This window comes from Streptomyces virginiae (assembly GCF_000720455.1).
Classification (GTDB): domain Bacteria; phylum Actinomycetota; class Actinomycetes; order Streptomycetales; family Streptomycetaceae; genus Streptomyces; species Streptomyces virginiae.
The window spans coordinates 1-17,222 of sequence record NZ_JOAK01000002.1 but is presented as its reverse complement, the minus strand read 5'-3'; the positions used below and the strand labels follow the sequence as shown (position 1 = coordinate 17,222).

The following is a 17,222-nucleotide window of genomic DNA, read 5'->3' as shown; positions in this document are numbered from 1 at the left end:
CGGTGACGGACGAGACGGCACTCCTGTCCCCCTCCGCCGCCGCCCCGGAGCGGGCTGCGGCGGAGGGGGGCGGCCGTGGCCGGCCGGGCCAGGTGTGGCGCTCGCGCCGCTACCGCTGGGACCTGCGCTGGAGCCCGTACGCCTTCGTGGCGCCCTTCTTCCTCTTCTTCGCCGTCTTCGGGCTGTTCCCGCTGCTGTACACGGGCTGGGCGGCGCTGCACCAGGTGGAGCTGACCGATCCGGACAGCATGACGTGGGTGGGGCTGCGCAACTTCACCCGGCTGTGGGACGACGAGTTCTTCTGGAACGCGCTGCGCAACACGGTCACCATCGGCCTGCTCTCGACGGTGCCGCAGCTGGCGATCGCGCTGGGCGTGGCCCATCTGCTCAACTACCGGCTGCGGGGCTCGGCGTTCTTCCGGGTCGCCGTACTCACCCCGTACGCCACCTCGGTTGCGGCGGCCACCCTCGTCTTCGTGCTGCTCTTCGGCCGGGACTACGGGATGATCAACTGGCTGCTCTCGGCGGTCGGCTTCGGGGCGGTGGACTGGCAGAACGGCACCTTCGCCTCCCAGCTGGCGGTGTCCACCATCGTGATCTGGCGGTGGACCGGCTACAACGCGCTGATCTACCTGGCGGCCATGCAGGCCGTGCCCGGCGAGCTGTACGAGTCGGCCGCGCTGGACGGGGCCTCGCGCTGGCAGCAGTTCGTGCACGTCACCGTGCCCTCGCTGCGGCCGACGATCCTCTTCACCTGTGTGGTGTCGACGATCGGGGCGACCCAGCTGTTCGGTGAGCCGCTGCTGTTCAACGGCGGCGCGGGCGCGACGGGCGGCTCGGACCACCAGTTCCAGACGCTCGGGCTGTACCTGTACGAGCAGGGCTGGGTGAACCTGCACCTGGGGCGGGCCTCGGCGATCGCCTGGGCGATGTTCCTGATCCTGCTGCTGATCGCCGGAGCGGCGCGGCTGCTGCGCGGACGGGGGGACTCGCGATGAGAACGCTGCGCGCGGGCCGGCTCACCTATGTGGTGCTCGGCCTCTTCACCGCCGGTTCGCTCTTCCCGCTCCTGTGGACGGCGATCGCGGCCTCCCGCACCAACACGCGCCTGGCCCAGACCCCGCCGCCGTTCTGGTTCGGCGGCAACCTGGGACGCAACCTGCAGATCGCCTGGACCGACGCCAACATGGGCACGGCCCTGCTGAACACGGTGATCGTGGCGGGCACGGTCACCGTCGGGACGGTCCTCTTCTCCACGCTGGCGGGCTTCGCCTTCGCCAAACTCCGCTTCCGCGGACGCCGGATGCTGATGGCGATGGTGGTGGGCACGATGCTGATCCCGCCGCAGCTGAGCGTGGTGCCGCTGTACATGCTGATCGCGAAGCTGTCGTGGACCGACCGGCTCCAGGCGGTGGTCCTGCCGTCCCTGGTGTGCGCCTTCGGGGTGTTCTTCATGCGCCAGTACCTGGTGCACGCGCTGCCGACGGAACTGGTGGAGGCGGCCCGCACGGACGGGGCGAGCTCCCTGCGGGTCATGTGGCACGTGGTCTTCCCGGCGGCCCGGCCGGCGATGGCGGTGCTGGGGATGCTGACCTTCGTCATGTCCTGGAACGACTTCTTCTGGCCGATCGTCGCGCTGACCCAGAACGGCAGCCCGACGGTACAGGTGGCCCTGACCGGGCTGGGCCGGGGCTACATCCCCGACCAGTCCGTGATCATGGCGGGTGCGCTGCTGGGCACGCTCCCGCTGCTGCTGGTGTTCCTCGTCTTCGGCCGCCAGATCGTCGGCGGCATCATGCAGGGAGCGGTAAAGGGATGACTGACACCCCGACGCACGCGACGGACACGTCGAACGCGTCGCACACGTCGAAGGCGACGGCTCAGGCCGGGGAACTCCGCTTCCCCGACGGGTTCTTGTGGGGCACCGCCACGGCCGCCTTCCAGATCGAGGGCGCGGCCGCCCTGCGCGGGCCGTCCATCTGGGACACCTTCTGCCGCACCCCGGGCAAGGTGTACGGCGGTCACACCGGCGACGTCGCGGTCGACCACCACCGGCTGTGGCGCGAGGACGTCGCCCTCATGGCCGAACTGGGCCTCGGCTCCTACCGCTTCTCGGTGTCCTGGCCGCGGGTCCTCGCCGGCGGGATCGGCTTCTACGACGAGCTGGTCGACGAGCTGCTCGCCCACGGCATCCAGCCCTGCGTGACCCTCTACCACTGGGACCTCCCGCAGGAGCTGGAGGACGCCGGCGGCTGGCCGGAGCGGGAGACCGCCTACGCCTTCGCCCAGTACGCCGGGCAGGTCGCGGACGCTCTCGCCGACCGCGTGGAGCTGTGGACCACCCTCAACGAGCCCTGGTGCAGCGCCTTCCTCGGCTACGCCTCCGGCGTGCACGCCCCCGGTCGCACTTCGCCCGCCGACTCGCTGCGCGCCGCACACCACCTCAACCTGGCCCACGGCCTGGCCGCGACGGCCCTGCCGGCCCGCACCCGGGTCGGGATCGCGCTCAACCCCAGCGCGGTGCGGCCGCTGACCGGCTCGGCGGCCGACCTGGACGCGGCCCGCCGTATCGACGCGCTCGCCAACCGGATCTTCACCGGGCCACTGCTGCAGGGCGCCTACCCGCAGGACCTGCTCGCGGACACCGCCGCCCTGACGGACTGGTCGTTCGTCCGCACCGGCGACGAGGCGCTGATCCGCCAGCCGCTGGACTTCCTCGGCGTGAACTACTACACCCCGGCGGTGGTGTCGGCGGCCCCGGACGGGGCCGGCCCGCGCGCCGACGGCCACGGCGCCACGTCCCACTCCCCCTGGCCCGCCGCGGACGCGGTGGCCTTCCACCAGCCCCCGGGCGAACAGACCGACATGGGCTGGTCGATCGACCCCACCGGCCTGTACGACCTGCTGATGCGCTTCACCCACGAGGCACCCGGCCTGCCGCTGATGGTCACCGAGAACGGCGCGGCCTACGCCCCGGACCTGCACGACCCTCAGCGCATCGCCTACCTGGAGGCCCACCTCGCCACCGTCCACCGCGCGCTGGCGGACGGCGCCCCCGTGGGCGGCTACTTCCTCTGGTCGCTGCTGGACAACTTCGAGTGGTCCTACGGATACAGCAAGCGCTTCGGCATCGTGCACGTCGACTACGACACCCAGGTCCGCACGCCGCGCTCCAGCGCCCACTGGTACGCCCGCCTGGCCCGGAAGGGGGTCATGTAGCGTCACGCGAAGACGTCGGCGTGGTCCTCGGCCCAGGTCCTGAACGTGCGGGCCGGATGGCCGGTGAGCTGCTCGACGGCGCCGGTGATCTCGACCGGGAGGCCGTCGGAGGAGGCCCAGAACTCCAGGAGCGCGTCGGCGTAGGGGCCGGGGACGTAGCCGTCCACCTCGGCCTTCCACTGCTCGGCCGAGACGGCCTCGAAGGGTATGGACCGGCCGAGGACTTCGCCGAGTATCGAGATCTGGGCCGCGAAGGTCAGCGACTGCGGGCCGGTCAGCGTGTACGCGCGGCCGGACAGGGCCGGGTCGGTGAGGACCGCGAGGGCCGATTCGGCCAGGTCGGCCTCGTGCACGGGGTCGCAGTAGGCGCCGGGGTAGGGCAGGCGGACCGGCCGGCCCGACTTCAGCGACCAGGCCCAGCCCCGGGCGTTGCTCGCGAAGGACCCCGGCCGCAGCACGGTGGTGCGCAGCGGGGAGGCCGAGAGTGCCTGCTCGACGACGAGGTGGGAGGCCGACAGCGGGCTGTCGGCTGCATGCGGCGCGAGCACCGAGGAAGAAGACAGGAGCACGACGTGCTCCACTCCTGCCGTGACGGCCTCCTCGACGAAGGCTTCGATGCCGGACGCCTCGGCGTAGAGGAAGACGGAACGGATGCCGGCGAGGGCGCCGGGATACGTCGCCGGATCGGTGAGGTCGCATTGGACCGCACCGGGGGTGTCCCGCTCACGGGAGCCCAGGCGGTACGGGATGCCGTGGGCGGCGAGCAGGCCGCCGAGACCGCGGGCGACGGCACCGCGGCCGCCGGTCACAAGAATGGACATGACTGGTTCCTCTTTCTGGAGTGAGGGTGCTGACTGACGCTAGGATTACTACGCGACACAGATTCTGCACTACACATCCTCTGCGTCACACAGATAAATTTGGAGCACGGAGAATCCGATGTCAACCGATTCCCCTCGTACGGGTGATGAGTGGAGCCGCGCCGAGCTGCTCGCGCGCATCGTCACCGAGAGCCAGCGGCACTACGCCGACTACTCCCTCTTCAACCAGGCCATGGCCGACTCGGTCGGCCTGCATCCCACCGACATGCAGTGCATCGCCCTGCTCGACATGGAGCCCGGCCCCGTCAGCACCGGCGACATCGCCCGCCTCACCGGCCTGACCTCGGGCTCCGCCACCCGCCTCGTCGACCGGATGGTCAAAGCCGGCATCGTCGAGCGGCGGGCCGACCCGAACGACCGCCGCCGCTCCCTCGTCGCCCTCTCCCCCGAGGCACGCCGGCGCATCGGCGCGGCGTGGGACACCCCGGGCCGCGCCTTCGGCGCCGTACTGGAGAGCTACTCCGACTCCGAACTCGCCGTCATCGCCGACTACCTGCACCGCGCCGCCGAGGTGGGACGGACCCAGGCCAAGCGGCTGACCTCGGGCGAGCCCGGCTGACGGCCCCTGCCGCGGGAGGGCTTCCACAGGGGCCGCCGCGGCAGTACGGTCCGGGGCGACGGGCAACGGCGCGCGCCGGAGAAACGGGAGGGTCGGCGCGCGGTTGGAGGTTGTCCGTGTCCCAGCCCTCGCCCGCGCCCATCCCCACACCTGCGCCCGTACCCGTACCCACGCCCGCACCCCCTCCCGGCGGGCTGCGCGCGGTGCTCGCCCTCGGCGGCACCGCCCTCCCCCTCTACGGATTCCTCGCGCGGCTCCCCGCAGCGCTGTGCCCCATCGGCACGCTCCTGCTCATCACCGGACGGGACGGCATCGGCGCCGCGGGCCCCGTCGCCGCCGCGCTCTGGCTCGGCCAGGCCCTCGGCGGCCCCGTCATCGGCCGGCTCGCCGACCTGCGCGGGCACCGCCCCGTCCTGCTCCTCGCCTGCGCCGCGAACGCCGCCGTCCTCCTCGCCCTCGTCGCAGCCGTCCTCGGCGGGCTGCCGCCGGCCGCCCGGCCGGCGCTCGCCGCCGCGGCCGGCCTCACCGTCCCGCAGGTCGGCCCGCTCGCCAGGGCCCGCTGGGCACGGCTGGCCGACGGGGACAAGGCGGTGCTCGGCTCGGCGCTGTCCTTCGACACCACCCTGGACGAGGTCGGCTTCATGGTCGGCCCCGCGCTGGCCGGCGTGCTGGCCGTGACCGTCCACCCCGCCTCGGCGCTCGTCCTCGCGGCCGGGCTGATCCTGGTGTTCGGCACCCTGTTCGCGGTGCACCCGACCGCTCCGGGCCCGGCCGCCGGATCCCCCGGCGAGCGGGCCGGCGTACGGCTGTGGTCCCCCGGGCTGGTGCTGCTGTTCACGATGGCCGTGCTGCAGGGGGCCGCGTGGAGCGGCGCCAACACGGGCGTCAACGCGCTCGCCGCGTCGCTGGGCGAGCCCGGCGCTGCCGGACTCGTATGGGCCGCCATGGCCGTGACCAGCTCGATCGCCGGTTTCATCACGGTCGCCCGGCCCGGCTCGGCGGACCTGACCGTGCGGCTGCGGTGGACGATCGCCCTCCAGGCGCTGCTCACCCTGCCGTTGCTGTGGGTGTCCGGACTGTGGGCGGCCGCCTTCGCCGTCGCGGGCATCGGGCTGGCCGTGGCACCGCACCTGATCGCGCTGTTCGGTCTGGTGGAACGGTCCGGCCCGGCGGAGCGGATGGGCGAGGCCATGACCGTGATCGGCAGCGGCCTCATCCTCGGTCAGGCCCTGGCCGCGGCCCTCGCGGGCCCCCTGGCGGCCGCCCACGGCCACCGGGCCGCCTTCACGCTCTCCTGCGCCGCGGTCACCGCCTCCGCGCTCCTCGCCCCCGCCCTGACGGCACACGGAAGGAACCGGTCCGCCGCCCCGCCCGGTCCGGGCGGCGGCCCGGACCCGACGTGATCAGACCGTGCCCCGACCAGGCCCGGAAAGGCGTATGACATGTCCGGGTCGATCGCTAGGCTGAACCGGTTCGAAATCGTCTGTTCAACAACGGAATTGGGGGGCCGGTGCGCAGTCGCCGACTCGTTGTCTCAGCTGCCGCTCTCGCGGTCGGCGCAGGTTTCCTACCGGGCACGGCACAGGCCGCCGGCCCCGCGACACCCGGCGTTTCCGCACCGCCCCCCGAGTCCGCTCCCGACGAGGCGGCCGCCTCCGAGAGCGGAACCTTCCGCAGCCCGGGGGAGCGCACGGTCCGCACGGTCCTGCCCGGCGCCGGGGCGAAGGGCGCCTCGGCGCAGGGGTCCGCCGACGCCTCGAACCTCGAACTCGCCATGTGGGCCGACATCAGGACCGCGCGCAGCGTGTCCTTCGGCGTCAACCTCTACAACGGCGCGCCCGTCCCCCACGAGGTCACCATCGACTGGGGCGACGGCACGACGCACCAAGCCACCACCAACGGCGGTGAGATCCTGCGCGACGTCAGGCACACCTACCCGCGGCCCGGCGACTACACCATCACCGTGACCGCGACGGACAGCGTGAACCACGTCCAGGCGGCCAACCAGCTCCAGTTCTCGACAGCGGGCTCCTTCTTCGTACCGCACGCCCCCACCCGGCTGCTCGACACCCGGACCGGCACCGGCGCGGCGAAGGCCAAGGTGGGTGCGTACACGCCGGTCAGGCTGAAGATCGCGGGCAGCGCGAAGGTACCGGCCGGCGTCGCCGCGGTGGTCCTCAACGTCACGGTCACCAACACCACCGCCGCCGGGCACGTCAGCGTCTATCCCTCGGGCAGGGAACGGCCCGAGAGCTCGAACCTGAACTACGACGCCGGCCAGACCGTCCCGAACCAGGTGATCGTTCCGGTCGGCAAGGACGGGTGCATCGAGCTGTACAACGGCGGCTGGAAGGCGGTGGACCTGATCGCCGACGTGACCGGCTACTTCGACCGTGCAGCCGCCGACGGCTACACCTCGCTGAACCCGGTCCGCTTCGTCGACACCCGCGAAGGCCTCGGCACGGCGCGCGGGCAGGTCGCCGGACAGGGCACCTTCGGCGTCCAGATCACCGGCAGGAGCGGCATCCCGGCCGGGGCGACCGCCGTGGCGCTCAACGTCACCGTCACCGACCCGAAGCAGGCCGGCCACCTGACGGTCTTCCCGAGTGGTCAGGCGGCCCCGTCCACCTCCACCTGAACTTCACTCCCGGCCAGACGGTCGCCAACTCGGTCATCGTCCCCGTCGGCGCCGACGGGAAGATCAACGTCCGCAACGGCGCCTGGGCCGGGACGGACGTCATCATCGATGTCGTCGGCTACTACGGCGCCGGCAGCAAGGCGGCCTTCACCAGCACGACGCCCGGCATCTGGAAGGGCGCGCCATGGCGGCTGATGGACTCCAGGCGCCTGCCCGCCGGCAGCTGGCCCTGCCTCGCCGGCGGGTACTACCCGATGAACATGGACTCCATGAACCGCGGCGACCTCCCCATCGAGGCCTACGTCCTGAACCTCACCGTCGCCGGCACGACCGGAGCGGGTCACCTCTCCGTCGCCCCCGACCCGTACTCGATGGACGCGTACCGCAACGGCCGTCCGACTCCGCCGCCCCGCCCCTCCACCTCCGCGCTGAACTGGACGGCGGGCAAGGACGTCTCCAACCTGGTCCAGGCGAAGCCCGGCCCGCACGAGGTCGTCGACCTGTGGAACCAGAGCACCCGGGAGGTCCACTACGTCGTCGACTGGTTCGGCGAGTACGACGCCTACTGATCCGCGGGCGGGCTGCCGGAAGAGGGCACGGGACAGAGCGTCAGGGTGAGGACTTCATGGCCGCCAGGCCCTTCGCCAGGTCCTCGGCGTTCATCACGGGGGCGACCTCGACCTCGGCGTTGAACTGCAGGAACAGGTCCTCCATCAGCGACGGCATCAGCGAGCTGTCCTGGAGGTCGAAGACGATCCAGCAGGAGCGCACGCCTTCGTGCAGCCCGAAGTAGGCCGCCTCCGGCTTCACCCTGTCCATCAGCGTACGCATGGCCTGGGGCAGGCCTCCGGTCCTGATGGACTCGTTGGTGGCGACCGTGTCCATGTGCGCCCTGAGCATGACCCTCATGCGTGGCTCCTTCCGTCACGCCCACCCTCGGCGCGGGCCGGGGGCGCGGCAACATATGCGCCCCCGTCCGGGCCGTAGGGCGCCCGGACCGCCCCGGCCGGCCCCGCACCACCGCCCCGTCAGGCGCCCTGGATGTGGAAGTTGAAGTCCGTGTGGCCGAGCGCGCTCATCAGGCGCAGCCAGACCGGCAGCAGCATCTCCGTGCCCCGGGCCGTCTCGATGCCGCCGAGGTCGAGGACGCTCGACTCCGGCCATCCGAAGGAGTGCAGCAGCTCACGCACCGCCTTCTTGGCGTCCGCGTCCTCCCCCGAGACGAACACGTGGTGCTCGCCGGCGACCCGCGCCGGGTCCACCATGATCTGGCAGTTCATCGTGTTCAGCGTCTTGACCACCCGCAGCCCCGGGAACGTCCGCTGGATCAGCTCGCCCAGGCTGTCGTCGTCCACCGGGTCCAGGCCCGGCGGGAAGCCGCCCGAGAAGTCCAGCGGGTTCGCGATGTCGATGAGGATCTTGCCGTCCAGGTGGGCCGCGTCCGCCTCCGTCAGCGCGGCGACGCTGACCTGCCCGCCGGTGGCGTTGACGAGGACCTCGCCGTCCCGCGCGGCCTCCGCGAACCCGGCCAGCCCCACCTCGGGGTGGACCTCCTGCCAGTCCGAGTACTCGGCCCGGCCGAGGGTGGCGTCCGGATCCCGGGTCCCGATGACGACCTGGTGGCCCAGGGAGTCCAGCCGGGCGGCCACCGTGCGGCCGACGATCCCGGTGCCGAGGACTGCGTAGCGCATCTGCTGCTTCCTTCCGGTCGGTACGGGAGCCCGGGCGGGCACCCGCTAGCCCAGCATCCCGACCTCGTCGAAGAACCGGTACCGGTTCGGGTGATCCGGGAGGAACCAGTGGTAGCCCTCCTCCAGGAAGACGAGCACCATGTTCACGGCGATGACGGCGCCCAGGAACCACAGCGCGAACAGCCCCGCCGTCCGCAGCAGCCCCGGACCCGTCGCCGGAACGCTGCGGTCCGCCGTCGTGTGCGCGGTGGCCAGGACGATGCCGATGACGAGCACCGAGGCCTGGAAGAGGATCAGGGCCCACACGTACAGGTGCAGCCCGAACACCTCGCTCCCGTATCCCTTCGCACCGGGCAGGATGTGCAGCGTCGTCTGCCGCCAGGACGCGAAGGAGCCTCCGGCCACCGCGACCAGCGCCAGGCCCCAGCCCGTCATGTAGTGGCGGCCCGTCACCGAGCCGCGCAGCAGCGCCGTGCGGACGATGTACGCCGCTCCCATCGCCGCCAGCAGCATGAACATCCGCTGCACGACGCAGAGCGGGCACGGGTGCTCCCAGACCCTGAACTGCTGGAAGAGGCCGACGCAGACCACACCCGTCCAGCCGATGGCGAAGAGGCAGGCGAACCAGTACTGGACCTTGCCCGGCGGCGCGGCGTCGGGCGCGGTCTCCGGGATGAGGCTCTCGATCGTGGCCATGGTCAGTAGCTCAGCGTCAGGGCCAGGCTGCTGGTGATGTGGTGCGCCATCAGCAGGAAGACGGCGATGAGCATGACCCACCACGCCCCGAGCACGACCATCCGGGACGTCTCCCGGTACATGGCGATCAGCGTGGCGAGGAGCCCGCCGAAGATGAGGGTGTCCATGCCGCGGACCGTACCGAGACGAGGACATCCCGCCTGCTAGGCGCGCCCCCGGTCACGGCGTGGCGCGCCCCCGGTTACGTCGGTTGCCGCGTCGGCCGCGGCCGGTCCGCCCCGCGCCCGGGCCGCCCGCGCTCCGGCCGTCCAGGCCGATCCACACCCGGACCTCGGTGCCGCCGAGGACCGAACGCCCCAGCCGTACGTCGCCTCCGGTCGACTCCGCGACCCGGCGCACGATGTCCAGGCCCAGGCCCGTGGACCCGTCCCGGCCGCCGTCGTTGCCGCGGCGCAGGGCGGCGTCCGGGTCGGAGATGCCGGGGCCCGCGTCGGAGACGAGCACGATCACCGCGTCGCCCGCGTCGTGGACGTCCACCGCGAAGGGGGTGCCCTCGGGGGTGTGCCGGAAGACGTTGCCGAGCATGGCGTCGAGGGCGGCGGCCAGTTCGGGCCGCGCCACCGGGATGCGTACCGTACGGTCCACGCCCGCCAGCCGCACCTCTCGGCCCTCGTCCTCCGCGAGCGCCGACCAGAAGTCCATCCGGTCGCGGATCACCTCGGAGGCGTCGCATCCCGCCCCCGCCCCCGCTCCGACCAGTCCGGTGGCCGGTCGCTGCTCCCGGGCCGTGCGGATGATCGTGTCGACCTCGCGCTCCAGCTGCTCCACCGCCGCCCGGGTCTGTTCGGCGGCCGGGCCGTCCCCGAGGGAGGCCGTGTTGAGCCGCAGCACGGTCAGCGGGGTGCGCAGCCGGTGCGACAGGTCGGCGGCCAGCTCCCGCTCGTTGGCCAGGAGCTCGACGACCTGGTCCGCCATCGCGTTGAACGCGACGGCCGCCGAGCGCAGTTCCTTCGGCCCGGCCTCGGGCACCCGTGCCCCGAGCCGTCCCTCACCGAGCTGGTGCGCGGCGTCCGCGAGCCGCTCGGCCGGCCGGACCAGCCGGGCGCCGAGCCGGTCGGCGACCGCGACCGAGCCGACGATCAGGGCCAGTCCGACGCCCGCGAGGACCAGCCAGGCCGTGGCGACTCCGTTGCTGACCTCGCTCTCCGGTACGAAGATCTCCACCACGGCGATGTCGCCGGACCCCAGTGCGGTCGGCTGGAGCAGCGCGGAGCCCGCGCCGGACACCTTGGCCGTCGTGGCCCGCCCCATCCGCCGGGTCTCCGCGACGGCGCGCTCGCCCGCCCGGCCCTCGCCGATGCTCACGGGCGCGCTGTCGCCGATCGCGGGCACGTGTACGGCCATCCGCCGGGCGGCGCCCATCTGCGTGGACTCCACCGCCTTGCGCAGCTGCACCGGGTCGGTGGTGATCGACAGGGTCGGCCCGATGGTGGCGGCCTGCCGCTCGGCGTTGGAGAACGCCCGGTCGCTGGCCATCTCCTGGACGACGAGACCGAGCGGTACGGCGAAGGCCACGACCACCATGGCCGTGACCGCGAGGCACACCTTGACCAGGGCCCATCTCATCGCGGCATCACTGCGGTGGCTCCAGCTTCACGCCGACCCCGCGCAGGGTGTGCAGGTACCGCGGCCGGGCGGCGGTCTCGCCGAGCTTGCGGCGCAGCCAGGACAGGTGGACGTCGATGGTCTGGTCGTCCCCGTACGACTGCTGCCAGACCTCGGCGAGCAGTTCGCGCCGGGCCACGACCACGCCCGGCCGGCCGGCGAGGAAGGCCAGCAGGTCGAACTCCCGGCGGGTGAGGTCCAGCACCGCCCCGTCGAGTTCGGCCTGGCGGCGCAGCGGGTCGATGGCGAGGCCGCCGACGCGCAGGACGCGCGAGGGCGGTTCGGCCCCGGCGGCGGCCCGGGCGCGGCGCAGGACGGCGGCCATCCGGGCGGAGAGGTGTTCGACGGAGAAAGGTTTGGTCAGGTAGTCGTCGGCGCCGTCGTTGAGCAGCCGGACGATCTCCGCCTCGTCGTCGCGCGCGGTGGCGATGATCACGGGGACGTCGGTGATGCCGCGCAGCATCTTGAGCGCCTCGGATCCGTCCAGGTCGGGCAGGCCGAGGTCGAGGATGACCACGTCGAAGCGGTGGTGCGCGACCTCGCGCAGGGCCTCCAGGGCCGTACCGACGCTCCGCACGGTGTGCGAGGCCTCGGTCAGGTGCCGGATGAGGGCGGAACGTACGAACTGGTCGTCCTCGACCACGAGCACACTTGCCATGGGCCGCACCGTAGTCCATCCGGGCGACCGCACGGGGTGTCGGGCCACTGTTGTGGCGCGTGGTGCAGTATGTGCCCTGATGCGAAGAGGACTTGTGCATGCCATGGCCTGGATGCTCGCGACCGGGGCGGCGGTGACGCTGTGCTGGTGGGGCGTCCACACCGTCATGTCGGGCACGGCCTACGACCGGCCGCTCGCGGTGCCGCTGACCGGGCAGCCGCTGTCCTCCTCGACCCAGCGCGCGCAGCCTCAGGGATCCCCGTCGCCGGCCCCGTCCGCCTCGCCCTCGCCCTCGCCCTCGCAGTCGCCCGGCGCGACCGCGTCGCCGTCCGCCGGAGCCTCCGCCGACAAGCCTTCGCAGAAGCCCTCCGCCTCCCCGGACGGCCGGCAGCGGGAGGGCGGCCAGGACTCGGGGAAGGTGCAGGCCTATCCGGTGTCCGGCGGCAGGGTCACCTTCTCCCTCGGCGACTCCTCGGCCGAGCTGGTCTCGGCGACGCCGGCGGCCGGCTGGCGGATGCAGGTGTGGAAGCAGGATTTCTGGATCCGGGTCACCTTCACCCGGGACGGCCGTGAGGTGTCGGTGTTCTGCACCTGGCACGACCACCCGCCGATGGTCGAGATCGTCGACCCCTGAGGGCGGCGTACTCCGTGAAGGGCCGCACCCCCGTTGGCGCCGGCCCTTCACGGATCACACCCTGTCTCAGAACTTCGGCGCGAGCTCCGATCCGAAGGTGTAGGTCCCCGAGAGGTGCAGCTCGTTGGTGTCGGCCAGGGTGGCGGTGGCCGAGCCCGGCTTGGACAGCCAGGACTGCTGGTTGTAGAAGCCGTTGCGGGTGATGATGCAGTCCTTCCAGGTGTACCAGCCGGCCGCGATGTATATGTCACGGTTGGGGATGCGCGCGCCGCCGAGGATCTGCGACCACTTGTAGTCGCCGGTCGCCAGGTAGACGTCCCTGGTCACACAGGCGTCCGGCATGGTCGCGACCGGGTCCGCGACCAGCGTCACCGAGCGCGTGTTGTACGCCGTGGCCGCCGCCTCTGCGGGGGCACCGGCGAGGGCGAGAAGGGCGGTGGCGGAAGCCGCTGTCGCGGCGATCTTGGCGAGCTTGTTCATGGTCCGGGGGGCTCCTTTGTGATGAATTCGGCCTCACTGATCGACTTCACGCTATCCAGTTGACGGGAGGGTGATCTACGTAAAATCTGGGGTCATCTCGATAAGCGCGAGTTATCAATGCACGGGGGCTCCGAGTTGGAACTGCGGGACGTAGAGGTCTTTCTGGCGCTGGCGGACGAGCTCCACTTCGGGCGGACGGCCGAGCGGTTGCACATCACTCAGGCCCGGGTCAGCCAGGTCATCAGGAAGCTGGAACGATCCACCGGGGCAACCCTGTTCGAGCGCACCACCCGCACCGTGCGCCTCACCCCGATCGGCCGCCGCCTTCGTGACGACCTTGCGCATGCGCGGGACCTGTTCCAGGACGCGCTCGTGAGGGCGAACTGCTCGGCCCGGGGGGTGGGAGCGGCGTTGCGGGTGGGGGTCCTCGGAGCCATGGGCCATGAAATTCGGCCTTTGATCGAGGAATTCAAGTCACGCCACGACGGCGGCGAAGTCCAATTGATAGAGTCCCGGCTTTCCGATCCGTTCGGTCTTGTTCGCGCCGATGAGGTCGACGCACAGATCCTGTGGCTACCGGTACAGGAAACCGATCTGATCGTCGGCCCGGTGGTGATGACCGAAAGGCGCGTGCTCGCCGTTCCCGCCGATTCCGAGCTGGCCGTCCTCGATTCCGTGACGTGGGAGCAGCTCGACGACCACCTTGTAGCCGATCTCGGCAGCCCGGCACCGCCCTACTGGGTGGAGGCGCTGACGCCGAGACGGACGCCGAACGGACGGCTGGTCAAGCGGGGTCCGACGGCGCGCACCCTGCAGGAGGTGCTCGCCCTCGTCGCGGACGGAAAGGTCGTCAGCCCCCTGCCACAGCACTCCACCCGATACTTCCCCTACCCCGGCATCACCTACGTACCCCTCCGCGACGCCCCGAGCACCCAGTGGGCGCTGGTGTGGTCCAGCACCACGGACCGCAGCGGCGTCGTGCGCGCCTTCGCCCGGGTGGCGGAGGAACTCGGGAGCCCTTCCGCGTGACGGCCGAAGACACCCCCTAGCGGAAGACGGAGGACGGCGGCTGCGGCGAGGCCACCGCGGAGGCGTCGGCGACCGGGGCCGCGCCGCCCGCGAAGTCCGCGAGCGCCCGGCCGTGCTCGACCCGGCCCGGATGCGGGTCGCTCGCGACCCGGCGGGTGAACTCCGCGACGGGCAGCTCCCGGTCGGCCGCCACCAGCACGGCGTTGCCGAAACGCTTCCCCCGCCACACCACCGGATCCGCGGCCAGCGCCAGCTCCGTGAACCGGGACGCCGCCGTCGCGATCTGACCGCGCAGGTGCGTCAGCGGTGGCCCGTCCGCGAGGTTCGCGACGTACCACCCGGTGGGCGCCAGCGCCCGGCGTACGTCGTCCAGGAACTCGGTGCTCGTCAGGTGCGCCGGGGTGCGCGCCCCGCTGAACACGTCCGCGATCACCAGGTCCGCCCAGCCGTCCGGCACCTTGGCCAGACCGGCCCGCGCGTCCACCGCCCGGATCCGGACCCGCGCCTGCGGGTCCAGCGGCAGGTGCTCCCGTACGAAGGCCACCAGGGCGGCGTCGATCTCCACCACCTGCTGGGTGGAACGGGGGCGGGACGCGGCCGTGTAGCGGGCGAGGGTGAGGGCGCCGCCGCCCAGGTGCACCACGTTCAGGGGCCGGCGGGCGGGCGCCGCGAGATCGATGAGGTGGCCGATCCGCCGCTGGTAGGAGAAGTCCAGGTACGCGGGATCGTTCAGGTCGACGTGCGACTGCGGGGCGCCGTCGATCAGCAGGGTCCAGGCGCCGGGGCGCTCACGGTCCGGCTCCAGCTCCGCCCGGCCGCCGTCCACCTGCCCGACGACCGCCTCCGCGCCGCCGCGCCCGCGCTGCCTGCCCTTGTTCCTGTCCTTGCCCGCCACCACCCCATTGTGCGGGGCGGCCGGCCGGGAGCGGTCAGCGGCAGTTGTCCGCGGCCTCGATCAGCCGGGCCGCCTCGCCGAGCGCAGCACGCAGCACCTCGGGGTCGGTCACCGGCCCGACGGCCTCCGGCGGGAGCAGCCAGCCCGTGGCGCCCGCGGTGGGCGAGACGGCATCGCCGAAGCGCATCCCCCGCCCGTCGGACTGCGTGCACGCGCTGCCCGGGAGGTCCCAGGCATCGGCGGTGCCGGGCGGGACGAGGAAGCCGAGGGTGTCGCCGGACCCGTCGTGCAGAACGGGCCCCACCGGGCCGGACCGGCCGGCGGCGCGACGGATGATGTCCACCGCCTCCAGGCCCTGGCGGGCGGGCACGGTCACCAGGTCAAGGTCCGGGGCCGCGCCGGGCTCGGGTGCGGTGTTCGTTCCAGTGCTCTCCATGCCGGCCTCCACCAAGGGGAACCCCTCCTCGATCCGTATCCGCATGAGTTCAACGCACGGGAACGTCAACGGGTGCGGCACCAAGACGCCGCAAAGGATGGCAGTTCATGGCGGATCGCGGGTGAGATATCCGTTTTGTAGCTAAACATCGCGTGAACACCCCGTCGCTGGCGGTACGTTCATGCGCGCCGGGCCCAGCTTCACCACCCACCGCACCGGCGCTGCGTTCCTTGCCAGAGAGGTCACGTCCATGGCGGCGTTCCCCCACTCACCCAACTCCACGTTCCGGCGGCTGCGCGGGCAGCACTCCCCTGCCGAGTTCGCGGCCCTGGTGCGCCGGGCGGCGAAGGAAATCGGAGAAACGGTTTCCTGCGACGCGCGCTACATCGGCCGGGTCGAGTCCGGCGAGATCCGCTGCCCCAACTACGCCTACGAACGGGTCTTCCTCCACATGTTCCCCGGCCACACCCTGGCCGACCTGGGCTTCTCCCCCCGCGAGAGCGTCCGCGGGCGCTCGGCGCAGCGCGGCCCGCACCCCGTGTCCGTCCCCGTCCCCCGTTCCCCTTCCAGTGCCAAGGAGAGCGACGTGCTGCGTCGCGCGTTCATGGCGGGCGGCTCCGCGACCGTGGCGGCCGCGACGCTCGGCCTCACCCTGCTCGGCGACACCCGCCGGCTGCCCGCACGCGCCGGCGAGTCCGAGGCGGCCGCCGTCGAGGACGCCGTACGCCGGATCCGGCTGCTGGACGACCGGCACGGGGCGGACGCCCTCTACCGCAAGGCGTCCGAGCCCCTGCGGACCGCCTACGCCCTGCTCGACGCCGGCGCCACGCGGCAGTCCACCGAGGACAGGCTGCACGCGGGCGCCGGTGAACTGGCCGTCTCGGTCGGCTGGCTGGCCCACGACTCCGGCCGCTTCGACGACGCCCGCTCGCACTACGCGGAGGCGCTGGCCACGGCCCGGGTGGCCCGGGACTCGGGCCTGGAGGCGCACGCCTTCAGCAACATGTCCTTCCTGGCCCGGGACACCGGTCGCTCGCGCGAGGCGGTACGGGCGGCCCAGGCGGGCCGGCGCGCCGCGGCCGGCCTGGGCTCACCGCGGCTGCTGGCGCTGCTCGCCCTGCGGGAGGCAGGCGGGTGGGCGGGGCTCGACGACCGCAAGGCCTGCGAGGAGTCGCTGACGCGGGCCCACCGGGAGTTCTCCCGGGGACCGGCGGAGGCCGACCCCGAGTGGATGTCCTTCTTCGGCGAGGCCGAGCTGGAGTCGCTGGAGGCGCGCTGCTGGTCGACGCTCGGGGAACACGCCCGCGCGGCCCGGCACGCGCGGCGGGCGGCGGACCTGCAGGACCCGCACTTCGCCCGGAACGTGGCGCTCTACACCGCCGAGCTGGCCGGTGACCTCGCCCGGGCGGACGCGCCCGACGAGGCCGCCTGGGCCGGTGGGCGGGTGCTGGACCTGCTGACGGAGGTGCAGTCGACGCGGGTGCGGTCGATGCTCGCGGGTACGGCCGCGGCCCTCGTCCCCCACCAGCGGTCCCCGCGCGTGGGAGCGTTCCTGACCCGCCACGCCTCTGTCTGACGCCGGCCTCGGCTGGTGTTCTGGGGCTCTGCCCCAGGCCCCGCGCCTCAATCGCCGGCGGGGCTCGGTGGTGTGGGGCGGTGCCCCGCCGGAGTGTCTCCTCGGCTCGCGCGGTGCTGCCTGTCTCGGTTGTGCCCGGTGGTGCGCGCTCGTCCTGCGGGGACA

The 17,222-nt window shown here is 72.5% G+C and carries 20 protein-coding genes; 10 read left to right on the top strand and 10 right to left on the bottom strand.

Annotated elements, in window-relative coordinates; translation table 11 throughout:
- The first annotated feature begins 2 nt into the window (after positions 1 to 2).
- The 3 genes from IG86_RS0103150 to IG86_RS0103140 are packed head-to-tail and all read left to right on the top strand — an operon-like array spanning position 3 to position 3,219.
- Positions 3 to 998: a carbohydrate ABC transporter permease gene (locus IG86_RS0103150; protein WP_030894517.1), complete on the top strand. Its 996-nt coding sequence runs from the start codon at positions 3 to 5 to the stop codon at positions 996 to 998.
- Positions 995 to 1,819, top strand: a complete 825-nt coding sequence (locus tag IG86_RS0103145) for a carbohydrate ABC transporter permease (protein ID WP_030818939.1) — start codon at positions 995 to 997, stop codon at positions 1,817 to 1,819. Before IG86_RS0103150 ends, IG86_RS0103145 begins: the two co-directional genes overlap by 4 nt.
- Complete coding sequence (locus IG86_RS0103140) at positions 1,816 to 3,219, top strand: GH1 family beta-glucosidase (RefSeq protein WP_030818937.1); 1,404 nt, start codon at positions 1,816 to 1,818, stop codon at positions 3,217 to 3,219. The genes IG86_RS0103145 and IG86_RS0103140 overlap by 4 nt, the downstream gene beginning before the upstream one ends.
- Positions 3,220 to 3,221: 2 nt before the next feature.
- Here the strand turns inward: IG86_RS0103140 and IG86_RS0103135 are convergent, their stop codons facing one another.
- A complete protein-coding gene (locus IG86_RS0103135; protein WP_030894513.1) occupies positions 3,222 to 4,040 on the bottom strand; it encodes an NAD(P)H-binding protein in 819 nt (272 codons plus the stop codon).
- A gap of 118 nt (positions 4,041 to 4,158) precedes the next feature.
- On the opposite strand from IG86_RS0103135, the gene IG86_RS0103130 reads away from it, so the two are divergent.
- The 4 genes from IG86_RS0103130 to IG86_RS0103115 all read left to right on the top strand — a co-directional run bounded on the left by IG86_RS0103130 (position 4,159) and on the right by IG86_RS0103115 (position 7,866).
- On the top strand, positions 4,159 to 4,659 hold the full coding sequence (locus tag IG86_RS0103130) for a MarR family winged helix-turn-helix transcriptional regulator (RefSeq protein ID WP_051784938.1): 501 nt from the start codon (positions 4,159 to 4,161) through the stop codon (positions 4,657 to 4,659).
- Positions 4,660 to 4,775: 116 nt separating this feature from the next.
- The gene (locus tag IG86_RS42840; protein WP_157854758.1) at positions 4,776 to 6,062 is read left to right on the top strand and encodes an MFS transporter; all 1,287 of its coding nucleotides are present in this window, start codon (positions 4,776 to 4,778) and stop codon (positions 6,060 to 6,062) included.
- 107 nt (positions 6,063 to 6,169) lie between these two features.
- Complete coding sequence (locus tag IG86_RS40500; protein WP_037941842.1) at positions 6,170 to 7,297, top strand: PKD domain-containing protein; 1,128 nt, start codon at positions 6,170 to 6,172, stop codon at positions 7,295 to 7,297.
- Positions 7,298 to 7,491: 194 nt separating this feature from the next.
- On the top strand, positions 7,492 to 7,866 hold the full coding sequence (locus IG86_RS0103115; RefSeq protein WP_030894494.1) for a hypothetical protein: 375 nt from the start codon (positions 7,492 to 7,494) through the stop codon (positions 7,864 to 7,866).
- A gap of 40 nt (positions 7,867 to 7,906) precedes the next feature.
- On the opposite strand, the gene IG86_RS0103110 is transcribed toward IG86_RS0103115, so the two are convergent.
- The 6 genes from IG86_RS0103110 to IG86_RS0103085 all read right to left on the bottom strand — a co-directional run bounded on the left by IG86_RS0103110 (position 7,907) and on the right by IG86_RS0103085 (position 12,007).
- Positions 7,907 to 8,206 (bottom strand): DUF3303 family protein, encoded by a 300-nt coding sequence (locus IG86_RS0103110; protein ID WP_030894492.1) that lies wholly within the window; start codon positions 8,204 to 8,206, stop codon positions 7,907 to 7,909.
- Between the two features lie 119 nt (positions 8,207 to 8,325).
- Complete coding sequence (locus IG86_RS0103105) at positions 8,326 to 8,988, bottom strand: NADPH-dependent F420 reductase (RefSeq protein ID WP_030818926.1); 663 nt, start codon at positions 8,986 to 8,988, stop codon at positions 8,326 to 8,328.
- 45 nt (positions 8,989 to 9,033) lie between these two features.
- Entirely contained in the window at positions 9,034 to 9,684 is a 651-nt protein-coding gene (locus IG86_RS0103100) for a disulfide bond formation protein B (protein ID WP_030894489.1), read from the bottom strand.
- 2 nt (positions 9,685 to 9,686) lie between these two features.
- Positions 9,687 to 9,851 (bottom strand): DUF5993 family protein, encoded by a 165-nt coding sequence (locus IG86_RS43480; protein ID WP_167751130.1) that lies wholly within the window; start codon positions 9,849 to 9,851, stop codon positions 9,687 to 9,689.
- A gap of 52 nt (positions 9,852 to 9,903) precedes the next feature.
- Positions 9,904 to 11,310: a sensor histidine kinase gene (locus IG86_RS0103090; protein ID WP_030894485.1), complete on the bottom strand. Its 1,407-nt coding sequence runs from the start codon at positions 11,308 to 11,310 to the stop codon at positions 9,904 to 9,906.
- A 7-nt stretch (positions 11,311 to 11,317) separates the two neighbouring features.
- Positions 11,318 to 12,007 (bottom strand): response regulator transcription factor, encoded by a 690-nt coding sequence (locus tag IG86_RS0103085; RefSeq protein ID WP_030655573.1) that lies wholly within the window; start codon positions 12,005 to 12,007, stop codon positions 11,318 to 11,320.
- Between the two features lie 79 nt (positions 12,008 to 12,086).
- Between IG86_RS0103085 and IG86_RS0103080 the strand changes: the two genes are divergently transcribed.
- Positions 12,087 to 12,641: a hypothetical protein gene (locus tag IG86_RS0103080; RefSeq protein ID WP_030894482.1), complete on the top strand. Its 555-nt coding sequence runs from the start codon at positions 12,087 to 12,089 to the stop codon at positions 12,639 to 12,641.
- 66 nt (positions 12,642 to 12,707) lie between these two features.
- On the opposite strand, the gene IG86_RS0103075 is transcribed toward IG86_RS0103080, so the two are convergent.
- On the bottom strand, positions 12,708 to 13,121 hold the full coding sequence (locus IG86_RS0103075; protein ID WP_030894480.1) for a hypothetical protein: 414 nt from the start codon (positions 13,119 to 13,121) through the stop codon (positions 12,708 to 12,710).
- Between the two features lie 135 nt (positions 13,122 to 13,256).
- On the opposite strand from IG86_RS0103075, the gene IG86_RS0103070 reads away from it, so the two are divergent.
- A complete protein-coding gene (locus IG86_RS0103070) occupies positions 13,257 to 14,150 on the top strand; it encodes a LysR family transcriptional regulator (RefSeq protein WP_030818915.1) in 894 nt (297 codons plus the stop codon).
- Positions 14,151 to 14,166: 16 nt separating this feature from the next.
- On the opposite strand, the gene IG86_RS0103065 is transcribed toward IG86_RS0103070, so the two are convergent.
- A complete protein-coding gene (locus IG86_RS0103065; RefSeq protein ID WP_030818913.1) occupies positions 14,167 to 15,045 on the bottom strand; it encodes a spermidine synthase in 879 nt (292 codons plus the stop codon).
- 34 nt (positions 15,046 to 15,079) lie between these two features.
- Complete coding sequence (locus IG86_RS0103060; protein WP_030818912.1) at positions 15,080 to 15,481, bottom strand: hypothetical protein; 402 nt, start codon at positions 15,479 to 15,481, stop codon at positions 15,080 to 15,082.
- Between the two features lie 250 nt (positions 15,482 to 15,731).
- On the opposite strand from IG86_RS0103060, the gene IG86_RS0103055 reads away from it, so the two are divergent.
- Positions 15,732 to 17,057 (top strand): NsdA family TPR-like regulatory protein, encoded by a 1,326-nt coding sequence (locus tag IG86_RS0103055; protein ID WP_030894477.1) that lies wholly within the window; start codon positions 15,732 to 15,734, stop codon positions 17,055 to 17,057.
- Positions 17,058 to 17,222: the final 165 nt, after the last annotated feature.